This is a genomic window from Chryseobacterium sp. ERMR1:04, assembly GCF_001297705.1.
GTDB lineage: Bacteria > Bacteroidota > Bacteroidia > Flavobacteriales > Weeksellaceae > Chryseobacterium.
Genome location: NZ_LIRF01000008.1, coordinates 331,246 through 350,244, shown reverse-complemented (window position 1 = coordinate 350,244; position 18,999 = coordinate 331,246). Strand labels below are relative to the sequence as shown.

Sequence of the window (18,999 nt, the reverse complement as noted above, 5' to 3'; positions counted from 1 at the left end):
TTATCTTATAAATCTTGAAGGATTACCAACATACAATCCTGATGTATCTAAATTTTTTATCACAACAGTTCCTCCTCCTAATTGTATCCTCTCCGAGATGTTTATATTGTCAATGACAGTACTGTTTATTCCAAGAACACAAAGTTTGGAAACATTCACAAATCCAGCCAGACTCACAGACGGGGATAAAAAACAATGGTCTCCTATACTTGAGTCATGGGCAACAGAACATGAAATGTTAAGAAGAACATTATCCCCTATTTTTACATCCTGATCAATCATGCAATTAGGATAGATAATGGTTCCCTGTCCTATTTTTGCTGAAGGATCAACGATGCTTGTTGAATGAATAAATTGATAAAAAGGAATTTTATTTTTAAAATCTTCAAAAACCTGTCGCTTAAATTCCAAGTGTCTATATCCTATTGCAATGACTATTTCATCAAAGACATCCTTCTGAAAAATATCCAGAATATCTTTTTGATTTCCTAATATGGGAAGGTTTTTTACTTTATTTCCCTTTTCCTGAAAATCATCAAAAAAACCAACGACTTTATTATCTGTATCAGTATGGATATGATGCAGAATCTGCTGTCCCAGATGGCCGGACCCGATTATTGCAATACGTTTCATTTAAAATCAATTTTATGGTCAGATTGATAGATCAAATATCCTGACCGATCATTACTGGAATGTACATCCTGTAGCGAAGGATTGGTAATTTCCTTTTTTAATATATTTTGATTTTCTATATCAGAAAAGAAAGGAAGTAAATATTCTGTATTTTTTGACAAAAAGTATACTCCTGAGTATTTTTCTGATGCTATATCTGTGGGAAAGGAGAATCGGTTTAAAGCAATATCTGTTACAGCCTGTAAATAGTCAAAACCCGTAGATAGTTCCACAAGATCTGATCCAATAAAATCACCTCCCATTCTGCTTCCGATTTCAATGGGATATACTTTACCTTTATCGGTTATAATTAATTCTACATGGGAAGCTCCATTTTCAACTTTTGTTGCCTCCAGTATTTTATATGTAATCTCATGTATTTTATTTTTAATATCTTCAGGTAATGCTGATGGCTGATGATGGGCTAACTCAACAAAATAGGGCTCTTTTGTTATTTCTTTATCCGTAATTGTTATAATTTTATGCTCGCCTTTCCAGCTAATTGTTTCAACACTTACTTCTTTACCTGTTATAAATTCTTCCACCACGCAAGTCTTACTAAATGAATAGTTGACTGCATTCTCAACAGCTTCTGTTGCACCCTCAGGAGAATCTATTTTTATGACTCCCAAACTTCCAGATCTGTCAGAAGGCTTTATGATTAAAGGATAGCTAAACAAATCAAAATCCCTTGGATTAAATTCTGAAATTGAAATGGATCGAGGAGATGCAATATTATTTTCTTCAAAGCACTTTCTCATAAGTGACTTATTAGTTGTTAGCATTGAGCATTCAATACTATTTCCTGGAAGATTTAATGCCTGAGCTATATACGCTATGGTTGGAATACAAATGTCAGTTGCAATAGTCAATATTCCATCTATACCAACTTCTTTGCATTTCGCAAGAATACTTTCTTTTTCCAAAACAGAAATATCATAAAAATAATCTACATATTCTTTGCAAACTGCTTTCCCGTCATCCCAAGCAAAGCAGTGAATCTCATGATTGTTTTCTTTTGCTTTTTTCACTAATGGCAGTTGGAGGTAGCTTGCTCCTAAAATGGCAATTTTTTTCATGATTCAAGAATGTTTTTGAAAATTTTTTCAGCATATGAATAAGACGAAAACTCTTCGACCTGCTTGACAGCGTTTTTAGAAAAGATTTTATAAGAATCTTTATTTAATTGAAAAACCTTTTTAATCCCTTCAGCTAATTCTTGACTATTTTTTACTGAAGCTTTATATCCATTGTAATCGTTTATGACCATATTTGTTATAATTCCGGTATCAAAACCTACAACCGGAGTTCCACAGGCTAATGCTTCTGAAACCATCATCGGCCCTGAGTCTTCTACCGAAGTGTTCACAAAAACATCTGCAGCTTGATACAGTAATGATAACAAACGGTAATCTTTTATATATTCAATCATTTGCTTTTTGAACGTCACCTTCTCAAATTCTTCATTTACAGAATTTGAAACAACCAACACTATGATTTTCTCTTTTATCTCAGCAGGTAATTCTTTATCCAATAGCTGAAGCGCTTCAATAAGATAAGAAAATCCTTTTCTCGGATCATCCATTTTCTGAGCACCTGTTAAAATATAGAAATGATCATAAGACAAAGAAAAGATATCTTTTGCAATGGATTTGTTTTTACTGTTTAATAGTTTGGTATCAATCAGACTATTTACGTTATAAATTGTATGTTGATTTTTATATATTTTTGATTTTTTAGCCTGTTCTAGTGTTAAACCTGAACCAGCAATGATTTGAAAATTTGCCTTTTGAGCATTTTCATATTTTTTATTAAAGTTGTTTTTAGCTCTGTCTTTGATTGGATCATCTAAAATAGCAGGACAAATATCACAACCATGAATATAACCTTCACATCCCCATGAATAATGACATCCTCCTGTGAAGTGATTCATATCTACAGTGATATTATATATTTTAGCATGTGTCCCATTGTAAAGATTTAACAAATCTGTACTGTTGAGAAAATCAATTGTCATTCCTGTAAAAATATATTCAGGAATAAAACCTACTATTTTTAGCATGCTTTCAACGTTTATATTTTCAGACAGTTCATCTTTGCTTAAAAAACAATATTTTTCTTCTATTTTGGGCTCTTTTTTAATAGGTTGAGGAAATAGCCTACTTTTTATTTTATTAATAATCCTTTGTGTTAAGCTAAACTTTGGATAAGGCGTAAAATGTCTGTATACTTTAATAAAATCATCATTTTTTGTTTTATGTTTTACACACATCACAACCTCATGCCCCATATTTTTTAAAATAAGAGCAGTTTTATACATGGCTTCATAAGCGCCATTAATATCACCCGTTGATAAAATAAGAATTTTTTTCATTTTAAATCCCAAATTACCGGAGGAGTTATAATTCCGTTTTCGGTATCTCCTGTAATGAAATTGTCATGTCCTGTTTCTATAATAGATAATTGTACACCTCCTTTTATCAAGTCATAAAGCTCAACGCTAGGAGTATCTAAAGCAACGGAAAAAATATAAGTATTGGGAATGAGTGTATTGCCCTCAATTTTGATTGAGAATTTGTTCTCTCCAATATTTTTAAAAATTTTTCGGGTTATGAAAATTACATTTTCAAATTTATCTAATACTGCGATGTTTACTCTTATACCGCTTTTTACATTTCTATTTTCAAAGCTGATATCAACACAAATATCATCTGTATGACTAAATTCGGTCGTTTCGATATTTTTGTTGTTGTATATTCTAACATGTTGGATCTGAGCTTTTTTGTTTAAATCTTCGATATAAGCAAATTCAGTGCTGGGTGACAGTTCATTTAGAATATAGCTTTCAAGAACTTTATTAATATTTCCCTGATCTGAAACCTGTCCAAGTCTCATTAAAATACCGTTGTTACATAACTGTTTTACAGCAGCCATATTATGGCTCACAAATAATACTGTTCTGCCTTCTCCTTTTGTAACATCACCCATTTTTCCAAGACATTTTTTTTGGAACTCCGCATCTCCAACTGCCAAAACCTCATCTACAATAAGGATTTCAGATTCCAAATGGGCTGCAACGGCAAAAGCAAGACGCACATACATTCCTGAGGAATATCTTTTTACAGGAGTATCAATATATCTTTCTACTCCGGAAAAAGCTACAATTTCATCAAATTTTCGGGTGATTTCTTTACGGGTCATTCCTAGGATAGCACCATTCAGGTAAACATTTTCCCTTCCTGTCATTTCAGGGTGAAACCCAGTTCCTACTTCTAATAGAGAGGCTATTCTTCCGTTCGTATAGATTTTTCCAGTAGTAGGTTTTGTTACTTTACTTAACAGTTTTAGGAGGGTGGACTTTCCTGCACCGTTTCTTCCGATGATCCCGACTGCATCACCCTGATTTATTTCAAAGTTAATATCACGTAAAGACCAAATATAATCGGAGCTTCCTTTTGTGGTTCTGTCATTGACCTCCCCAATCTTTAGATAAGGATCTTCGTTACCTCTTATCTTATGCCAAAACCTATTGAGATCATGGGAAAGTGTTCCTGTACCCACTTGCCCTAAGCGGTATTGTTTTGATATATTTTCTGCTTTTAAAGCTAGCATTTTTAAATTTTTTTAATTAATCAAAATGTTTTTATAACACGTTTATACGGTATCCATAAAAGCTCTTTCCACTTTATTGAAGGTAATGACCCCAATAAAAAGAAGAATAAGAGTAATAATGGTACTCGTAATAAGCATTGAGGGTGAAAAATCTCCTACACCCAGCCAGCCATATTTAAAACATTCGAAAATACCGGTTAGCGGATTAAATTTCGATAAGCTTCTAAAATATCCTGGAAGCATAGATACAGGATAAATTACGGGCGTTGCATACATCAGCAAACTTACGCCGAAAGCCAACAACATAGTAAGGTCTTTATATTTTGTAGTAAGTGCAGAAAACAGCATTCCGGCTCCTAAAGCTAACAATGCCATGATGATGATAAGAAATGGCGTTGCCAACATCCACCAATTGGGATGAACTTCTTTGTTAATAACATAATACAGCCACACTACTAAGAATAAGAGAAACTGTACGCTCAATCGCATAAGATTCGAAAGAACAATTGAAATTGGCGTTACAAGTCTTGGAAAATACACTTTACCAAAAATACTGGCGTTGCTTGTAAAAGTACTGGTAGTGCCTAAAAGTGCCCCGGAAAAATAATTCCATAAGGTAACACCTGCCAGGTAAAACAAAATACCCGGTGCACCATCGGTAGGAAGTTTTGCAAATTTTCCGAAAATAACCAAATAGGTAATTGTAGTGAAAATGGGATTAATAAAAAACCATATCGGTCCCAAAATAGTTTGCTTGAAACTTGATACAAAGTCTCTTTTTACAAACATATAGACTAGATCTTTATATTTCCAGACCTCTTTTATTTTTAAATCAAATAAAGAATGGTTGTCATCTATTGTTTCTGTCCACTTCTGTTGTTGTGGTTCATTCATTTGTGTCAAAATTTTTACAAATTTATAATAATTAATTTAGCTGAAATTTTTTAGATTATGAATTCTTCTTCATATGGAACTGAAAATAACAACTAATGTATTGAAAAATATCTGAATTGGCAAAAACTATTGGCCATAAAGCCAATAGTTCTTTAAATTATCAATGTTATTCTGATTATTTGTTTACAAGCTGCTTAAGATATGTACCATATCCGCTTTTACCATATTTGATAGCAGTTTCTAATAGTTTTTCTTCGCTAATAAATTTGTTTCTGAAAGCAATTTCTTCGATACATCCAATTTTGAAACCTTGTCTTTTTTCAATTACACTTACAAATTCAGATGCATCATGAAGTGAGTCGAATGTTCCAGTATCTAACCAAGCGGTTCCTCTATCAAGAACACCAACTTCAAGCTTATTTTTACTTAAGTAAACATTATTTACATCAGTAATTTCCAGTTCTCCTCTTGGTGAAGGTTGTATGTTTTTAGCGATTTCTACGACTTCATTGTCGTAAAAGTATAGACCGGGAACGGCGTAGTTTGATTTAGGGCTTAGAGGTTTTTCTTCTATGGAAACTGCCTTGAAATTATTATCAAATTCTACAACACCGTACCTCTCGGGATCAGCAACGTGATAAGCAAAAACAACACCTCCATCAGGATTCGTTTTGTTTTTTAATAAAGTTCCCATTTCAGAGCCATAAAAAATATTATCACCTAAAACAAGGGCTACAGAATCGTCTCCGATAAATTGATCTCCTAAGATAAAGGCTTGTGCTAAACCATCTGGGCTGGGTTGTACAATATATTCTATATTACACCCAATTTGTGAGCCGTCACCTAAAAGCTTGATAAATCCAGCTTGGTCGTGCGGAGTTGTAATAATTAAAATGTCTTTAATTCCTGCTAATAATAAAGTTGAAAGCGGGTAATAAATCATTGGCTTATCATAAACCGGCATCAGTTGCTTACTTACAGCAATAGTAAGAGGGTAAAGTCTTGTTCCGGAACCTCCGGCTAATATTATTCCTTTCATTTTGTGTGTTTAATTGTATTGATTATCATAATATTTTTGATAATCTCCATTGGTGATATTTTCCAACCACTCTTTATTTTCAAGATACCAATCGATTGTTTTTCCTAGACCTTCTTCGAAAGTTACAGAAGGCTTCCATCCCAGATCTTTATTAAGTTTAGTAGCATCGATAGCATAACGTTTGTCGTGTCCTGGTCTGTCTTTTACAAAAGTAATGAGTTTTTCAGAATGACCTTCGGGTTTTCCTAATTTGGCATCCATTTGCTTAATTAATTCTTTCACCAAGTCAATATTCTGCCACTCGTTGAAACCACCTATATTATAAGTTTCTCCAGTTTTAGCTTCATTAAAAATTTGGTGAATACCTTTTGCATGGTCAATTACGTATAACCAATCTCTTGTATATTTTCCGTCACCATAAATAGGCAATGGTCTTTCATTAAGAATATTTGAGATACAAAGTGGGATCAGTTTTTCTGGGAAATGATTCGGTCCGTAATTGTTTGAACAGTTTGATACGATAAAAGGCATTCCATAAGTATTTCCGTACGCTCTCACCAAATGGTCAGAAGCGGCTTTAGAAGCAGAATATGGAGATTGTGGATCGTAAGCTGTTGTTTCTAAGAAAAATCCTGTTTCCCCTAAACTTCCATACACTTCATCAGTTGAAACGTGATAGAATAAGTTTTGTCTTTTTTCATCTGGGAACCTTCCGTGAGTATGATCAGGATTTAATGTCCAGAATTCTTTACAAAGATTAAGAAGATTTGCTGTTCCGTTTACATTGGTATTAATAAATGCCATTGGATCTGTAATACTTCGGTCTACATGACTTTCTGCAGCTAAGTGAACGACAGCATCAGGATTATATTTTTCAAATATTGTTCTTAATTCTTCAGGGTTGGTGATATCTGCTTTTTCGAAAACGTAATTAGGTTCGTTTTCGATGTCTTTTAAATTTTCCAGATTTCCGGCGTAGGTAAGCGCATCAAGATTGATGATTGTTGTATTTGGATTATTCTTCACAAATTCTCTTACAACGTGGGATCCTATAAATCCTGCTCCTCCGGTAATAATTATGTTTTTCATCTGATTATTTTGAAATTGTCTTTCTTCCTATACTTTTATAAAAGAATCCGTTTTGTTCTGGAACTTCCAGCGGATACATGTTTCTTCCGTCAAAAATAACTTTATTTTTCATTTTTTTAGCCATCAGTTCAAAGTTTGGATTTTTAAACTCCGGCCATTCTGTTGCGATGAATAAAGCGTCTACATCTTCTAAGGCATCATACATTCCTTTTGCGTATTGTATTTTATCGCCGATTAATTTTTTAACATTATTTTCGGCAACAGCGTCGTATGCTACAATTTTCGCGCCTTTGTTTAATAAAAGATCAATATTGTCTAAAGAAGAAGCTTCACGGATGTCGTCTGTATTTGCTTTAAAAGCTAATCCCCACATGGCAATTGTTTTCCCCTCAACACTTCCTCCAAAGTATTTTTCAATCTCTGAAACTAAAATTACTTTTTGAGCAATATTTACATTTTCAGTAGCTTCCAAAATTTGGAAATTAAAATCTTCCTTTTTTCCGGATCTGATTAAAGCTTTCACGTCTTTAGGGAAACAACTTCCTCCATATCCGATTCCAGGGAATAAAAATCGGTGACCAATTCTGTCATCACTTCCCATTCCTAGTCTTACTTTATCAACGTCTGCACCTACTTTTTCACAATAGTTGGCAATTTCATTCATAAACGTGATTTTCACAGCTAAGAAAGAATTGGCAGCATATTTTGTTAATTCAGAGGACTTTTCGTCCATGAAAATAATAGGAATTCCGGTATTTGTAAATGGCTGATAGATTTTAGACATAATATCTTTAGCCCTTTCAGAACTTGATCCTACAACCACTCTTGCGGGATTCATTGAGTCTTCAACGGCAAAACCTTCTCTCAAAAATTCAGGGTTAGACACTACGTCGAAAGGAATGCTTGTTTTTGATGCAATTACCTCACTCACTCTATCAGCAGTTCCTACAGGAACAGTACTTTTATTGACAACAACTTTATATTCTGTCATGAGTTCACCAATATCGTTGGCTACTTTCAGAACATAAGAAAGGTCTGCTGAGCCATCTTCTCCTGGTGGAGTGGGTAATGCTAGATATACAACTTCGCTTTTGTCTAAAGCTTCTTTTAAATTGGTAGTGAAAAATAATCTTTCAGATTGGATGTTTCTAAGAAACATTTCCTCAAGGTTCGGCTCATAGATGGGAACTACGCCGTTTTTCATACCTTCTACTTTTTTCTCATCAATATCTACACAGTATACTGAATTGCCAAGTTCTGCTAGGGTAGTTCCTGTAACTAATCCTACATAACCTGTTCCTACAATCGTTATATTCAAAATGTATGTTTTTAAAAATTCATGACAAAAATAGTAAAAATACTTTCACTGCGCCTTTTAATTTAATGTAAATGAATATTAACTTACATGCTTGATTATAAGAGATTTTTGCTTTTTTAGAAAAAAATTGTATATTTGCATTGGATTTACGGGAAAAAATGAGAAGGCTTCGGAAGAAAGCCTTTTTTCGTACAGGTAAACCAAGGTTAATATAATTTATGGAGTTTAGAAAAAAAATTGAAGAATTATTAAATGAGTTCCTTGAAACCAGAGAAGATTTATTTCTTATTGATTTAAAGTTTTCTACGGGGGACGACATTACGGTGATTTTAGATGGAGACAACGGAGTTTCTGTGCAAGACTGTCTAGATGCAAGTCGCGCAATAGAATTCAATATGGATCGCGAAGAACATGATTTCAGCTTACAGGTGATGTCTGCTGGATTAAGCGAGCCTTTGGTAACTCCGAGACAATTCAATAAAAATTTAGGAAGAGAGATCGAAATTATGCTGACGGATTCTTCCGAAATTGAAGGTGAATTATTGAAAGTAGATGAGGAAAAGATTACTCTTATTTTACGTTACAGAAAACCAAAAGAAGTGGGGAAAGGTAAAGTAGATGTGGTGGAGGAAAAAGAAATTCCTTACGCTGAGATTAAAAAAGCATTAGTAGCAATTAAATTTTAAAAGAAAAAAGAATAAATGGATAATATAGCGTTGATTGAATCCTTTGGTGATTTTAAAGACGAAAAAGGGATCAGTAAGATCGATCTTATGGCAATTATTGAAGATTCACTGAAGACTCTTTTGAGAAAAAGATTTGATTCAGATGATCATTTTGATGTAATTGTGAACCCGGATAAAGGAGATTTTCAGATATTTTTAAATAAAACGATTGTAGAGGACGAAATGTCGGAAGACGATGATTTGGAAATCGAGATCTCTGAAGCAAAGAAAATAGATTCAACTTTCGAAGTAGGCGAGGATTTTACAATGGAAATTCCTGTTGCTCAATTAGGAAGAAGAAATATTCTTACGTTGAAGCAGATTTTAGCAACTAAATTGCAGGAACATAACAACGCCATGTTGTATGAGCAGTTTAGAGATAGAATCGGAGAGATTGTAATTGGAGAAATTCACCATATCCGTCACAAACATGTGATCTTATTGGATGATGAAGAGAATGAATTTATCTTACCAAAAGAAAATCAGATTAGTTCTGACTTCTTTAAAAAAGGTGAAAATATCAGAGCTATTGTTGAATCAGTAGATTTTAAAGGTTCAAAACCTCAGATTATTATTTCCAGAACTGCACCTAAATTCCTAGAGAAGTTATTAGAGTTGGAAATTCCTGAGATCCAAGATGGTACTATTATATTGAAAAAAGTAGTAAGAATTCCTGGTGAAAAGGCGAAGATCGCAGTAGATGCTTATGACGACAGAATAGATCCTGTTGGTGCCTGTGTGGGTGTGAAAGGATCAAGAATTCACGGCGTTGTAAGAGAGTTGAGAAATGAAAACATCGATGTTATTCAGTGGTCTAAAAACCCTGAGATCTTAGTGAAGAGAGCTTTAGGAAATGTTACCATCAATAAAATTGACATCAACGAGGAAACCAATTATGCTTTGGTTTATACTCCTGTTGAAGAGATTTCTAAAGTTATCGGTAAGCAAGGTCAGAATATCAGATTGGCTTCTTGGTTAACAGGGTATGAAATTGATGTATTCAGAGAAGCTAGCGAAGATGATGATGTTGAATTGAGAGAATTTAATGACGATATAGAGCAGTGGATTCTGGATGAATTTAAGAAAGTGGGTCTTACTACTGCAAAATCAGTATTAGATAAAGATACGGAAAGTCTTATTAAAATGGTTGACTTGGAAGAGGAAACAATTGAAGATGTAAAACGTATTCTAAGAGAAGAATTTGAAAGTTAAGATTTTGAGATAAATTTTAATAATCAGTAAAAAGAAATACTTTAATTTTAAGAATTAAAAAAATAGTAAATATAATAGATGCCAAAAATAAGATTAAATAAAGCGGTTAAGGAATTCAATATTTCGATGTCCAGATTAGTAGAATTTTTACAAGCTAAGGGTATCGAGGTTGAAAGCAATCCTAACGCTCAATTAGAAGAAGCGGCATATTCTGCATTGGAAGCTGAGTTTGCCAAAGATGGCGAGCAACGTAAAGCTTCCCATGAGGTGGTGATCACGAAAGTTCCGGAAGAAAAACTGGAAATTGAAGAAAAGAAAACCCCTGAAGTAATAAGAGCTAAAGCTAACAGACCGGAAACGAGAATTTTAGGTAAAATAGACTTAGAGCCTAAAAAGCCTGAAGTTGAAGAAACTCCTGTTGCTCCTGTAGCAGCACCGGTAGTGGTAGAAGAAAAGAAAGTAGAAGTAGTAGTACCACCAACGCCAACACCGGAACCAGAAGTGAAGGCAGCTCCTGAAAAAGAAAAGCAGGAATTCAAAGTTCTGGATAAAATTGACTTGTCTCAGATAGAATCTAGAAATAGACCTGTAAAAAAAGATAAACCTAAAGTGGAAGATAAAAAAGCGGAGGAAAAACCAGTTGAGCCTGTGAAACAAGCTCCAAAGCCCGTTGTAGAGCCCGTAGCTAAACCTGTTGAGGTGAAAGCTGAGCCTAAAAAAGTAGAAGCTGATCAGCCTCAAGAGTCTCAAAAAATTGAAACGGTTTATCAAAAACTTGATGGACCTAAAATTGTTGGTGAAAAAATCGACTTAAGTCAGTTTGCGCCAAAACCTAATTCTGGGGCTAAAAAGAAAAGAAAAAGGATTGAAAAACCTGGAGGCCCTAATCAGCCAAACTCAGGAAACAATCAACAAGGTGGTAATAATACCCAAGGTGGTGGCCAAGGAAACCGTCCGCCAGGTCAAGGGAACAACCAAGGTGGTCAAGGAAACCGTCCGCCAGGTCAAGGTGGCCAAGGAAACCGTCCGCCAGGACAAGGTGGTCCTCGTTTTGGGAATAACCAAGGTAACCGTCCTCCAGGACAAGGTGGTGGTTTCAAAAAAGGCCCAGGTGGCCCAGGAAACAACAACAGACCTGGTCAAAGAACGATGCCTGTTGAATTAACCGACGAGCAAGTTAAAAACCAGATCAAGGAAACCCTTGAAAAATTAACCAATAAAGGAGGTAAATCTAAATCTGCTAAACACAGAAAAGATAAAAGAACTTACCGTAGAGAGCAGGATGAGCGTCAGCAGGAAGCAGATGCAAGAGATACTTCACTAAAAGTTACAGAATTTATCACTGTCGGAGAATTGGCAAGTTTGATGGATGTAAGTGCAACAGAAGTAATTTCGGCTTGTTTCTCTCTAGGAGTAATGGTAACAATGAACCAAAGACTTGAAGCTGATACTTTATTATTAGTTGCTGACGAATTTGGTTATAAAATAGAATTCTCGGATGCTGACCTTGAAGAGGTAGAATCTGAAGAAGATATGGATACTGAGGAGGATCTTTCTCCAAGAGCTCCGATCGTTACCGTAATGGGTCACGTTGACCACGGTAAAACGTCATTACTTGATTACATCAGAAAAACAAACGTTATCGCTGGTGAATCAGGAGGTATTACGCAGCATATTGGTGCTTATAACGTGAAATTGGAAAGTGGACAGAGAATTACATTCTTAGATACACCAGGTCACGAAGCGTTTACAGCAATGAGAGCCAGAGGTGCTCAGATCACGGATATTGCAATTATTGTAATTGCAGCTGATGATGATGTGATGCCTCAAACGAGAGAAGCTATTTCTCACGCACAGGCTGCTGGTGTACCAATGATTATTGCAATCAACAAAGTAGATAGACCAAGTGCAAATCCGGACAATATCCGTCAACAACTTTCTGGGATGAATATCTTAGTAGAAGAGTGGGGTGGAAATGTTCAGGCACAAGAGATTTCTGCTAAGTTTGGTAATAACATGGATATTCTATTAGAGAAAGTATTACTTCAAGCAGAAATGTTAGATTTAAAAGCTAATCCGGACAGAAACGCTCAAGGTGTTGTTATTGAAGCTTCATTAGATAAAGGAAGAGGTTATGTTGCTACAATGTTAGTACAGACAGGCACCTTGAAAGTTGGAGATTATGTAGTTGCAGGTAAAAACCACGGTAAAGTAAAAGCAATGCTTGACGAAAGAGGTAGAAACCTTAAGGAAGCAGGTCCATCTATACCGGTAACTATTTTAGGTTTAGACGGAGCACCAACAGCTGGTGATAAGTTTAAAGTATATGAAGATGAAAGTGAAGCTAAAACGATTGCTAACAAGAGAGAGCAGCTTCAAAGAGAATTGTCTATCAGAACTAAGAAACATACAACTCTTGAAGAGTTGGGTAGAAGAATTGCATTGGGTGAGTTCAAGGAATTGAATATTATCTTAAAAGGTGACGTTGATGGTTCAGTTGAAGCATTATCAGATCAATTGCAAAGATTATCTACTGCTGAAATTAATGTAAACATTCTTCATAAAGGTGTTGGACAGATCACGGAATCTGATGTTAACTTAGCAACTGCTTCAGATGCAATTATTATCGGATTTAATGTTAGAGCTGGTGGTAATGCTAAAGAATTAGCAGACAGAGAAGAGATTGAGATCAGAACATATTCTGTAATCTATGCTGCTATTGACGAAGTTAAAGAAGCAATGGAAGGTATGCTTTCCCCTGAAATTAAAGAGCAGGTAATTGGTAATGTTGAAATTAGAGAAGTCTTTAAGATTTCTAAAGTTGGAACAATTGCTGGTTGTATGGTTCTTTCAGGAAAAGTTACCAGACAGTCTAAAGTAAGAGTACTTCGTGACGGTATCGTGAAATTCGATGGTGAGCTTGAAAGTTTAAAACGTTTCAAAGACGATGTAAAAGAAGTAACAAAAGGTTACGAATGTGGATTGAACCTAAAAGGGTATAACGACATCGAAACCGGTGATATTCTTGAGGTTTACGAAGAAGTAGCCGTTAAGAAAAAATTGAAATAATTAATATTTTAAGGATAAAAAAGCCACTTTGTAAAAAGTGGCTTTTTTGTTGTTTTTTTATCTTTTATAATTTATAATAATTCTAAATAAGATTTTTCTCTTTATAAAAAATATGTTAAATGTTTTTTTTCATATAAAAAGAATACATTATATGAAAAAATAAGTGGTAATTTTTGCTAAAGCTTGTTTATTTTTAAAAAAAAATAACATTAAACATGAAAAAAAGTAATATCTATCTAGTTGGAAAACTTGCAAGTGTTAATATTTATTAACATATTTGCCCATTAAAATATATTAAAATTTGTTAATATGAATGTTAAACTACGTGTATTAAGTGTAGGAGCTTTGTTTTTCTTAGGACAAGCTGCTTTTGCACAATCTAAGAAAGATACGGTTGCTAAAGAAACTCAGATTGAGGAAGTAGTAATGGTTGGATTCGGTCAGAAGAAGACAGTTCAAGAAATGACAGGATCGGCTAGTACTATGTCTGCAAAAGCGATTGAAGATGTTCCTGTGGCTTCTGTAGATAAAATGCTACAGGGAAGAGTAGCAGGTGTACAGACAGGTAATGCTTCTGGGCAGCCTGGAGGTATGGCTAGTGTACGTGTTCGTGGTATTTCATCCATTAATGGAGTTTCTTCACCTATTTATATTGTTGATGGGGTAAGAATTTCTTCTGGTGATTTATCAAGACAAGTAACGACTGCAAATGCTTTAGCTGGTTTGAATCCAGATGACATTGAAAATGTTACTGTATTAAAGGATGCAGTTTCTACAGCTGTATATGGTGCTGATGCCGGAGCAGGGGTAATTGTAATTACGACAAAATCAGGTAAGAAAGGAAAAGCAAGATTTAATATTAGTTTCAACAGTGGATTTAATGACAGAGCAGTGAAGGCTCATGAGTCTTTCAATACAACTGACTGGAAGACGTATTTACTTCAGGCATTTTCAAACAGAGATAATAGACAATATACTGCTGCAGACCTAGCAAATAATACTTATAATACAGGAGTAAATGCTGCGGGTGTTTTCCAAACTGGTGATAGTTCAAGTGATTGGCAAAAAGCGACTCAAAAATTAGGGTATCAGCAAAATCTTGATTTTAATGTGTCTGGAGGGAATGATAAATTTACCTATTATTCATCAATCAACTATTTTAATCAGGAGAGTGTTGTTAGAGGGTCTTATTTTAACAGACTTGCTTTTACAAATAAATTATCATATCAGGCTACTGATAAGTTAAAAATTAATACAGATTTTCAATTTGCGTACACAAAAATCAGTACGTTAAGCGATGCTGGAGCATTCTCAAACCCAATTCTTACCCAATATTTTAACAGACCAACAGATGCTATTACGAATCCTGATGGAAGTTATAATCTTGGAGGAGCGAATGGTAGATTGAGTAATAATAATTTCAACTCTGCGGCTCTTCAGGATATGAATTATGTTCATGGAGGAACTTTTAGAGCTTTTGGAAATTTAAATGTTGAATATAAGATATTAAAAAACCTTACCTATAGATTTGTTTTCTCTCCAGAATATATTAACCTAGAAGAGGATACTTATTGGAATCCATTGCATGGTGATGGTGCAGGATATGGAGGGTATCAACAGACTGGCGTTAGCAGATATTTCAATTTTAACGTACAGAATATCTTAGATTATAACTTTAGAATAGATCGTCATAATTTTGGAGCTTCATTGATTCAGGAAGCATACAAAAAAGACAGTAAATATTTAACAGCAACGGGTATTACTGTTGGTACACCAACACTTCAGACTCTGACAAATTTTGTAGTACCTTTCGGGTATAATGGGGACAAAGATATGTCATCTCGTTATGGTTATGCTGTTACAGGTCATTATGACTATGATAAGTTATTTTTATTAGATGCTTCATATAGACGTGATGTATTATCTCAGTTTACTCCAGGTCATAAAGCAGGGAACTTCTGGTCTGTAGGGGTAGGTCTTGATGTAGCACGTTTTGAAACGATTAAAAATATTGATGCTATTTCAATGTTGAAGTTCAGATCATCATATGGTAAATTAGGAAACCAGGTATTGGCTAATCCTTATGCTACTTTTGCTTATACAACCAACTATAATGATTATGCAGCAGCATCTATCTATAGAGTCTTTAACCCAAATTTATCTTGGGAAACAGTAAATCCATTTAACGTAGGGTTTGATTTCGGATTCTTTAAAAATAGATTGACAGTTACTGCAGAATATTATAACAAGAAAACCAAAGATCTAATTTATAATATTCCTTTATCAGGTGCTCAGGGTGCTAATGATCCTTCTGATGCTGGAAGAAATGTGTTTTATGTAGATAATATTGGAACATTAGTAAATAAAGGTTTTGAATTTTCAGTAAACGGAGATATTTTTAGAGGAGATAGAGATCAGTTTAACTGGTCACTTGGTGCTAACCTATCTACGTTGAATAATAAAGTAACAGAACTTTACGGATCAGATGTAAATACATCTACAACAACTGTTAGAGTTGGTGAAGGAGTAAGAACATTTTATTTAAGAAAATGGGCAGGAGTAGATCCTTCTAATGGAGATCCACTTTGGTACATTAATGGAGTAGATGGTGCTACAACAAATGTATATAGTCAAGCTAAGCAAGCTGTACAAGGTTCATTCCTAAGTAATGTATTTGGTGGGGTGAATACTTCATTGTCTTATAAAGGGTTTGCGCTTGATTTACAATTTACTTATGGATTTGGAGGTAAGATTTATGACAACTGGTCAAACTACCTTTATTCAGACGGACAATATTCTCTTAATTATCCTGGATATGGTGATATAATGGGAGATTATTGGACACCAAATAATCCTAACGCTTCTAATCCTAAACCAATTATTGGAGGTAATAAGCAATCAAATCAAGCATCTACAAGATTCTTATATGATGCAGATTATATTCGTTTAAGCAATGCCAGTTTTGGGTATACATTCAGCAGTGATTTCCTTAAAGGCTCTGGATTTACTAATATGAAAGTATATGTGATGGCTAACAATGCTTACACATATAGATTCGATAAAGGTCTTAAATATGACCCTGAAACTAATATCGCAGGTTATACAGATCTAAATTTACCGGTATTAAAATCTTTCTTATTCGGTGTTAATTTAAGTTTTTAAAAAAAAAGAAAATGAAAAATAAAATATTAAAAGTAGCATTATTATCTATAGCACTTCTGACGGTATCTGTATCTTGTAGTGATGATTTCGTAGAAAGACAATTCAATCAAGATGTAGAGCAGGGACCATTAAAATCAGTTCAGGAGATGGAGTCTTTTGTAAGAGGTACTTATGCTTCTATGAGAAGTCCATATTATTATGGGTGTGATTTTCTGGCTTATGGAGAGGTGAGGTCAGATGAGATGTTGAGTAACCTGAATAGTGGTTATTATACAAATGTTATGAATTATACACAAGTAGCGGCAGATGGATATGCTAAAGATACTTGGAATTATATTTATCAGACTGTAGCTAAGGCTAACGTTGTTATTAATACTGATGCTAGTTCATTTAGCGCTGACGATAAAGATCACGCAGGATTTTTACAAGGTCAGGCTTATGCGGTAAGAGCTTTAAACTTCTTTGATTTACTTCGTGTATACGGGCAACAATATACTGGATCTGGATCTTTAGGAGTAGTTTTACCTCTTAAATATGATCCACAAGCCAAACAGGCTAGAAGTACAATTGCAGAAACAGAAGCACAGATTGCATCTGATTTTGCTAAAGCTGAGCAATTAATGGAAGATCATTCTGATTGGGATAATGGACCTAGTGAGAGAACTGAATTATCACTTTCAGCTGTAAAAGGTCTAATGGCTAGATTTTATCTATACAAAGGTAATTATGCTAAAGTTAGAGAATTAGTAGATTATATTGTAGATGCAGGAGGATATTCTGTAGTTGGAGCTGCAAACCTTCAGGGTTCTTATACATTTTCAATGAACGGATCGGCTGCCAATTCAATGTTTGAATTAGCAGTAGGAAATGCATCAGCCTTGGGGACGCAGTCTTACAGACATAAGCTTAGTAATGGTGGATATGGGAATGTTGTTATCAAACCGGCTGCTGTTGCATTATTTGCTTCTAATGATACAAGAAGAACTCTTATTACTACTGGAAGCACAAATTACTTGTCTAATCTTAATGGAGTAAAAGGTAAATATTTGAATGCTTCTGGTGCTGATAATATTAAAATGCTTCGTTATGAGGAAATTTTATTAGACGGTGTTGAAGCAGAGCTTAATGGAGGTAATCCAATTAAGGCTTTAACTTATTTAAACCAAATTCGTACTAATAGAAATTTAGCAGCTGCAACAAGTGTTACTATTGCTGAATTGAAAAATGAAAGATTAAGAGAACTTCTTGGTGAAGGTTTAAGACAATGGGATCTTAGAAGATGGGGTGATGCTGTTCCTAGACCTACTACGGCTAGCACTAGTCCATTATTGAATGCTTTCCCTATTCCGTTATCAGAAACGAACGTAGGAGCTGTTCAGTCTAATCCAGGATACGACAACTAAATGATATATTAAAAATTATTATTATAAAAAAAACCGCTATTAGCGGTTTTTTTTATGATAATTCAATAGGTAAAATTATTATCTTTACAGTATATATAATTTTTTAATATGAAAAAAATATTTTTGATTCTGTGTCTACCTCTTGCTACGGCTAGTTTTTTTGCGCAAGCGGGTAATGGTAATGTATTTATGTCTAATGATAAAATATTCACTCTCGGAAAAAGAAGTAAAAGTGCGGAATATAAGATAGACGGAAATCCATATTCGAATAGCAAAAAATTTGAGAAAGTAACAATAGATGGATTTTCAAAGAATGTTCAGGATCTTAGATATAATGCTTATGAAGATGAAATGGAGTTTACTCAAAATAATGAAAATTACTTTGTGGATAAAACAGATGGATTGGTTGTTAATTTTCCTGAATTAAAAAAAACATATATTGTAAAAGATTACACTTATTTAGGAAATAAAAAATTAGGCTATTTAATGCTTTTAAATAAAAAAGATGCAAAATACGGATTGTTTAAAAGAGAAAAAGTAGAACTTATACCTGGTGAAAAAAGTCCTAATGCCTATGGTAAGGATGCTAATGATTACTTCGCAAAAGAAAAAGATCTGTATTTAATTTCAAATGGAAATCAGTTTTACAAATTCCCTAAAGATATAGATGAACTTGCGGTTCTATTGTCTTTAGATAAGAATGAATTACAGAGTTTTGCTAAATCTAATAAGATTAACTTTAATAAGGAAGCTGATCTTATAAAATTAGTTGACTTTATTAATAAATAATAATTGTAAAAAAGT

Annotated in this window: 14 protein-coding genes; 6 read left to right on the top strand and 8 right to left on the bottom strand. The window is 34.2% G+C overall.

Translation table 11 applies throughout. From position 1 onward, the window contains the following. From AMQ68_RS18810 to AMQ68_RS18775, 8 genes are all read right to left on the bottom strand, one after another. On the bottom strand, positions 1-633 hold the full coding sequence (locus AMQ68_RS18810; protein ID WP_054512140.1) for an acetyltransferase: 633 nt from the start codon (positions 631-633) through the stop codon (positions 1-3). Continuing rightward, the gene (locus AMQ68_RS18805) at positions 630-1,751 is read right to left on the bottom strand and encodes an acetyl-CoA carboxylase biotin carboxylase subunit family protein (protein ID WP_071254913.1); all 1,122 of its coding nucleotides are present in this window, start codon (positions 1,749-1,751) and stop codon (positions 630-632) included. The genes AMQ68_RS18810 and AMQ68_RS18805 overlap by 4 nt, the downstream gene beginning before the upstream one ends. Then, a complete protein-coding gene (locus AMQ68_RS18800) occupies positions 1,748-3,046 on the bottom strand; it encodes a glycosyltransferase (protein ID WP_054512138.1) in 1,299 nt (432 codons plus the stop codon). Before AMQ68_RS18800 ends, AMQ68_RS18805 begins: the two co-directional genes overlap by 4 nt. Then, positions 3,043-4,284: a polysaccharide ABC transporter ATP-binding protein gene (locus AMQ68_RS18795; RefSeq protein ID WP_054512137.1), complete on the bottom strand. Its 1,242-nt coding sequence runs from the start codon at positions 4,282-4,284 to the stop codon at positions 3,043-3,045. Before AMQ68_RS18795 ends, AMQ68_RS18800 begins: the two co-directional genes overlap by 4 nt. 42 nt (positions 4,285-4,326) lie before the next feature. Next, positions 4,327-5,178 carry an ABC transporter permease gene (locus AMQ68_RS18790; RefSeq protein ID WP_054512136.1) on the bottom strand — a complete coding sequence of 284 codons (852 nt, stop codon included), beginning with the start codon at positions 5,176-5,178 and terminating at the stop codon, positions 4,327-4,329. Positions 5,179-5,353: 175 nt separating this feature from the next. Continuing rightward, complete coding sequence (gene rfbA, locus AMQ68_RS18785) at positions 5,354-6,217, bottom strand: glucose-1-phosphate thymidylyltransferase RfbA (RefSeq protein WP_054512135.1); 864 nt, start codon at positions 6,215-6,217, stop codon at positions 5,354-5,356. 9 nt (positions 6,218-6,226) lie between these two features. Further along, positions 6,227-7,306 carry a dTDP-glucose 4,6-dehydratase gene (rfbB, locus tag AMQ68_RS18780; protein WP_054512134.1) on the bottom strand — a complete coding sequence of 360 codons (1,080 nt, stop codon included), beginning with the start codon at positions 7,304-7,306 and terminating at the stop codon, positions 6,227-6,229. A 4-nt stretch (positions 7,307-7,310) separates the two neighbouring features. Continuing rightward, positions 7,311-8,624, bottom strand: a complete 1,314-nt coding sequence (locus AMQ68_RS18775) for a UDP-glucose/GDP-mannose dehydrogenase family protein (RefSeq protein WP_054512133.1) — start codon at positions 8,622-8,624, stop codon at positions 7,311-7,313. Between the two features lie 218 nt (positions 8,625-8,842). Here AMQ68_RS18775 and rimP point away from each other — a divergent pair, with 218 nt between their 5' ends. The 6 genes from rimP (at position 8,843) to AMQ68_RS18745 (ending at position 18,984) form a co-directional block, all read left to right on the top strand. Then, a complete protein-coding gene (gene rimP, locus AMQ68_RS18770; protein ID WP_054512132.1) occupies positions 8,843-9,310 on the top strand; it encodes a ribosome assembly cofactor RimP in 468 nt (155 codons plus the stop codon). Between the two features lie 15 nt (positions 9,311-9,325). Continuing rightward, positions 9,326-10,561, top strand: coding sequence for a transcription termination factor NusA (gene nusA, locus AMQ68_RS18765; protein WP_054512131.1), 1,236 nt, complete (start codon positions 9,326-9,328; stop codon positions 10,559-10,561). 78 nt (positions 10,562-10,639) lie between these two features. Beyond that, on the top strand, positions 10,640-13,630 hold the full coding sequence (infB, locus tag AMQ68_RS18760) for a translation initiation factor IF-2 (RefSeq protein WP_054512130.1): 2,991 nt from the start codon (positions 10,640-10,642) through the stop codon (positions 13,628-13,630). Positions 13,631-13,939: 309 nt separating this feature from the next. Next, complete coding sequence (locus tag AMQ68_RS18755; protein WP_054512129.1) at positions 13,940-16,792, top strand: SusC/RagA family TonB-linked outer membrane protein; 2,853 nt, start codon at positions 13,940-13,942, stop codon at positions 16,790-16,792. A gap of 11 nt (positions 16,793-16,803) precedes the next feature. After that, positions 16,804-18,195, top strand: coding sequence for a RagB/SusD family nutrient uptake outer membrane protein (locus AMQ68_RS18750; RefSeq protein WP_054512128.1), 1,392 nt, complete (start codon positions 16,804-16,806; stop codon positions 18,193-18,195). Between the two features lie 108 nt (positions 18,196-18,303). After that, positions 18,304-18,984 carry a hypothetical protein gene (locus tag AMQ68_RS18745; protein WP_054512127.1) on the top strand — a complete coding sequence of 227 codons (681 nt, stop codon included), beginning with the start codon at positions 18,304-18,306 and terminating at the stop codon, positions 18,982-18,984. Positions 18,985-18,999 lie beyond the last annotated feature (15 nt).

Excerpts from the sequence above, each read along its gene's own strand:
- AMQ68_RS18755 (WP_054512129.1), top strand. The coding sequence starts at position 13,940 with ATGAATGTTAAACTACGTGTATTAAGTGTAGGAGCTTTGTTTTTCTTA.
- nusA (WP_054512131.1), top strand. The coding sequence starts at position 9,326 with ATGGATAATATAGCGTTGATTGAATCCTTTGGTGATTTTAAAGACGAA.
- rimP (WP_054512132.1), top strand. The coding sequence starts at position 8,843 with ATGGAGTTTAGAAAAAAAATTGAAGAATTATTAAATGAGTTCCTTGAA.
- rfbA (WP_054512135.1), bottom strand. The coding sequence starts at position 6,217 with ATGAAAGGAATAATATTAGCCGGAGGTTCCGGAACAAGACTTTACCCT.
- rfbB (WP_054512134.1), bottom strand. The coding sequence starts at position 7,306 with ATGAAAAACATAATTATTACCGGAGGAGCAGGATTTATAGGATCCCAC.
- AMQ68_RS18795 (WP_054512137.1), bottom strand. The coding sequence starts at position 4,284 with ATGCTAGCTTTAAAAGCAGAAAATATATCAAAACAATACCGCTTAGGG.
- AMQ68_RS18810 (WP_054512140.1), bottom strand. The coding sequence starts at position 633 with ATGAAACGTATTGCAATAATCGGGTCCGGCCATCTGGGACAGCAGATT.
- AMQ68_RS18745 (WP_054512127.1), top strand. The coding sequence starts at position 18,304 with ATGAAAAAAATATTTTTGATTCTGTGTCTACCTCTTGCTACGGCTAGT.
- AMQ68_RS18800 (WP_054512138.1), bottom strand. The coding sequence starts at position 3,046 with ATGAAAAAAATTCTTATTTTATCAACGGGTGATATTAATGGCGCTTAT.
- AMQ68_RS18750 (WP_054512128.1), top strand. The coding sequence starts at position 16,804 with ATGAAAAATAAAATATTAAAAGTAGCATTATTATCTATAGCACTTCTG.
- infB (WP_054512130.1), top strand. The coding sequence starts at position 10,640 with ATGCCAAAAATAAGATTAAATAAAGCGGTTAAGGAATTCAATATTTCG.
- AMQ68_RS18790 (WP_054512136.1), bottom strand. The coding sequence starts at position 5,178 with ATGAATGAACCACAACAACAGAAGTGGACAGAAACAATAGATGACAAC.
- AMQ68_RS18805 (WP_071254913.1), bottom strand. The coding sequence starts at position 1,751 with ATGAAAAAAATTGCCATTTTAGGAGCAAGCTACCTCCAACTGCCATTA.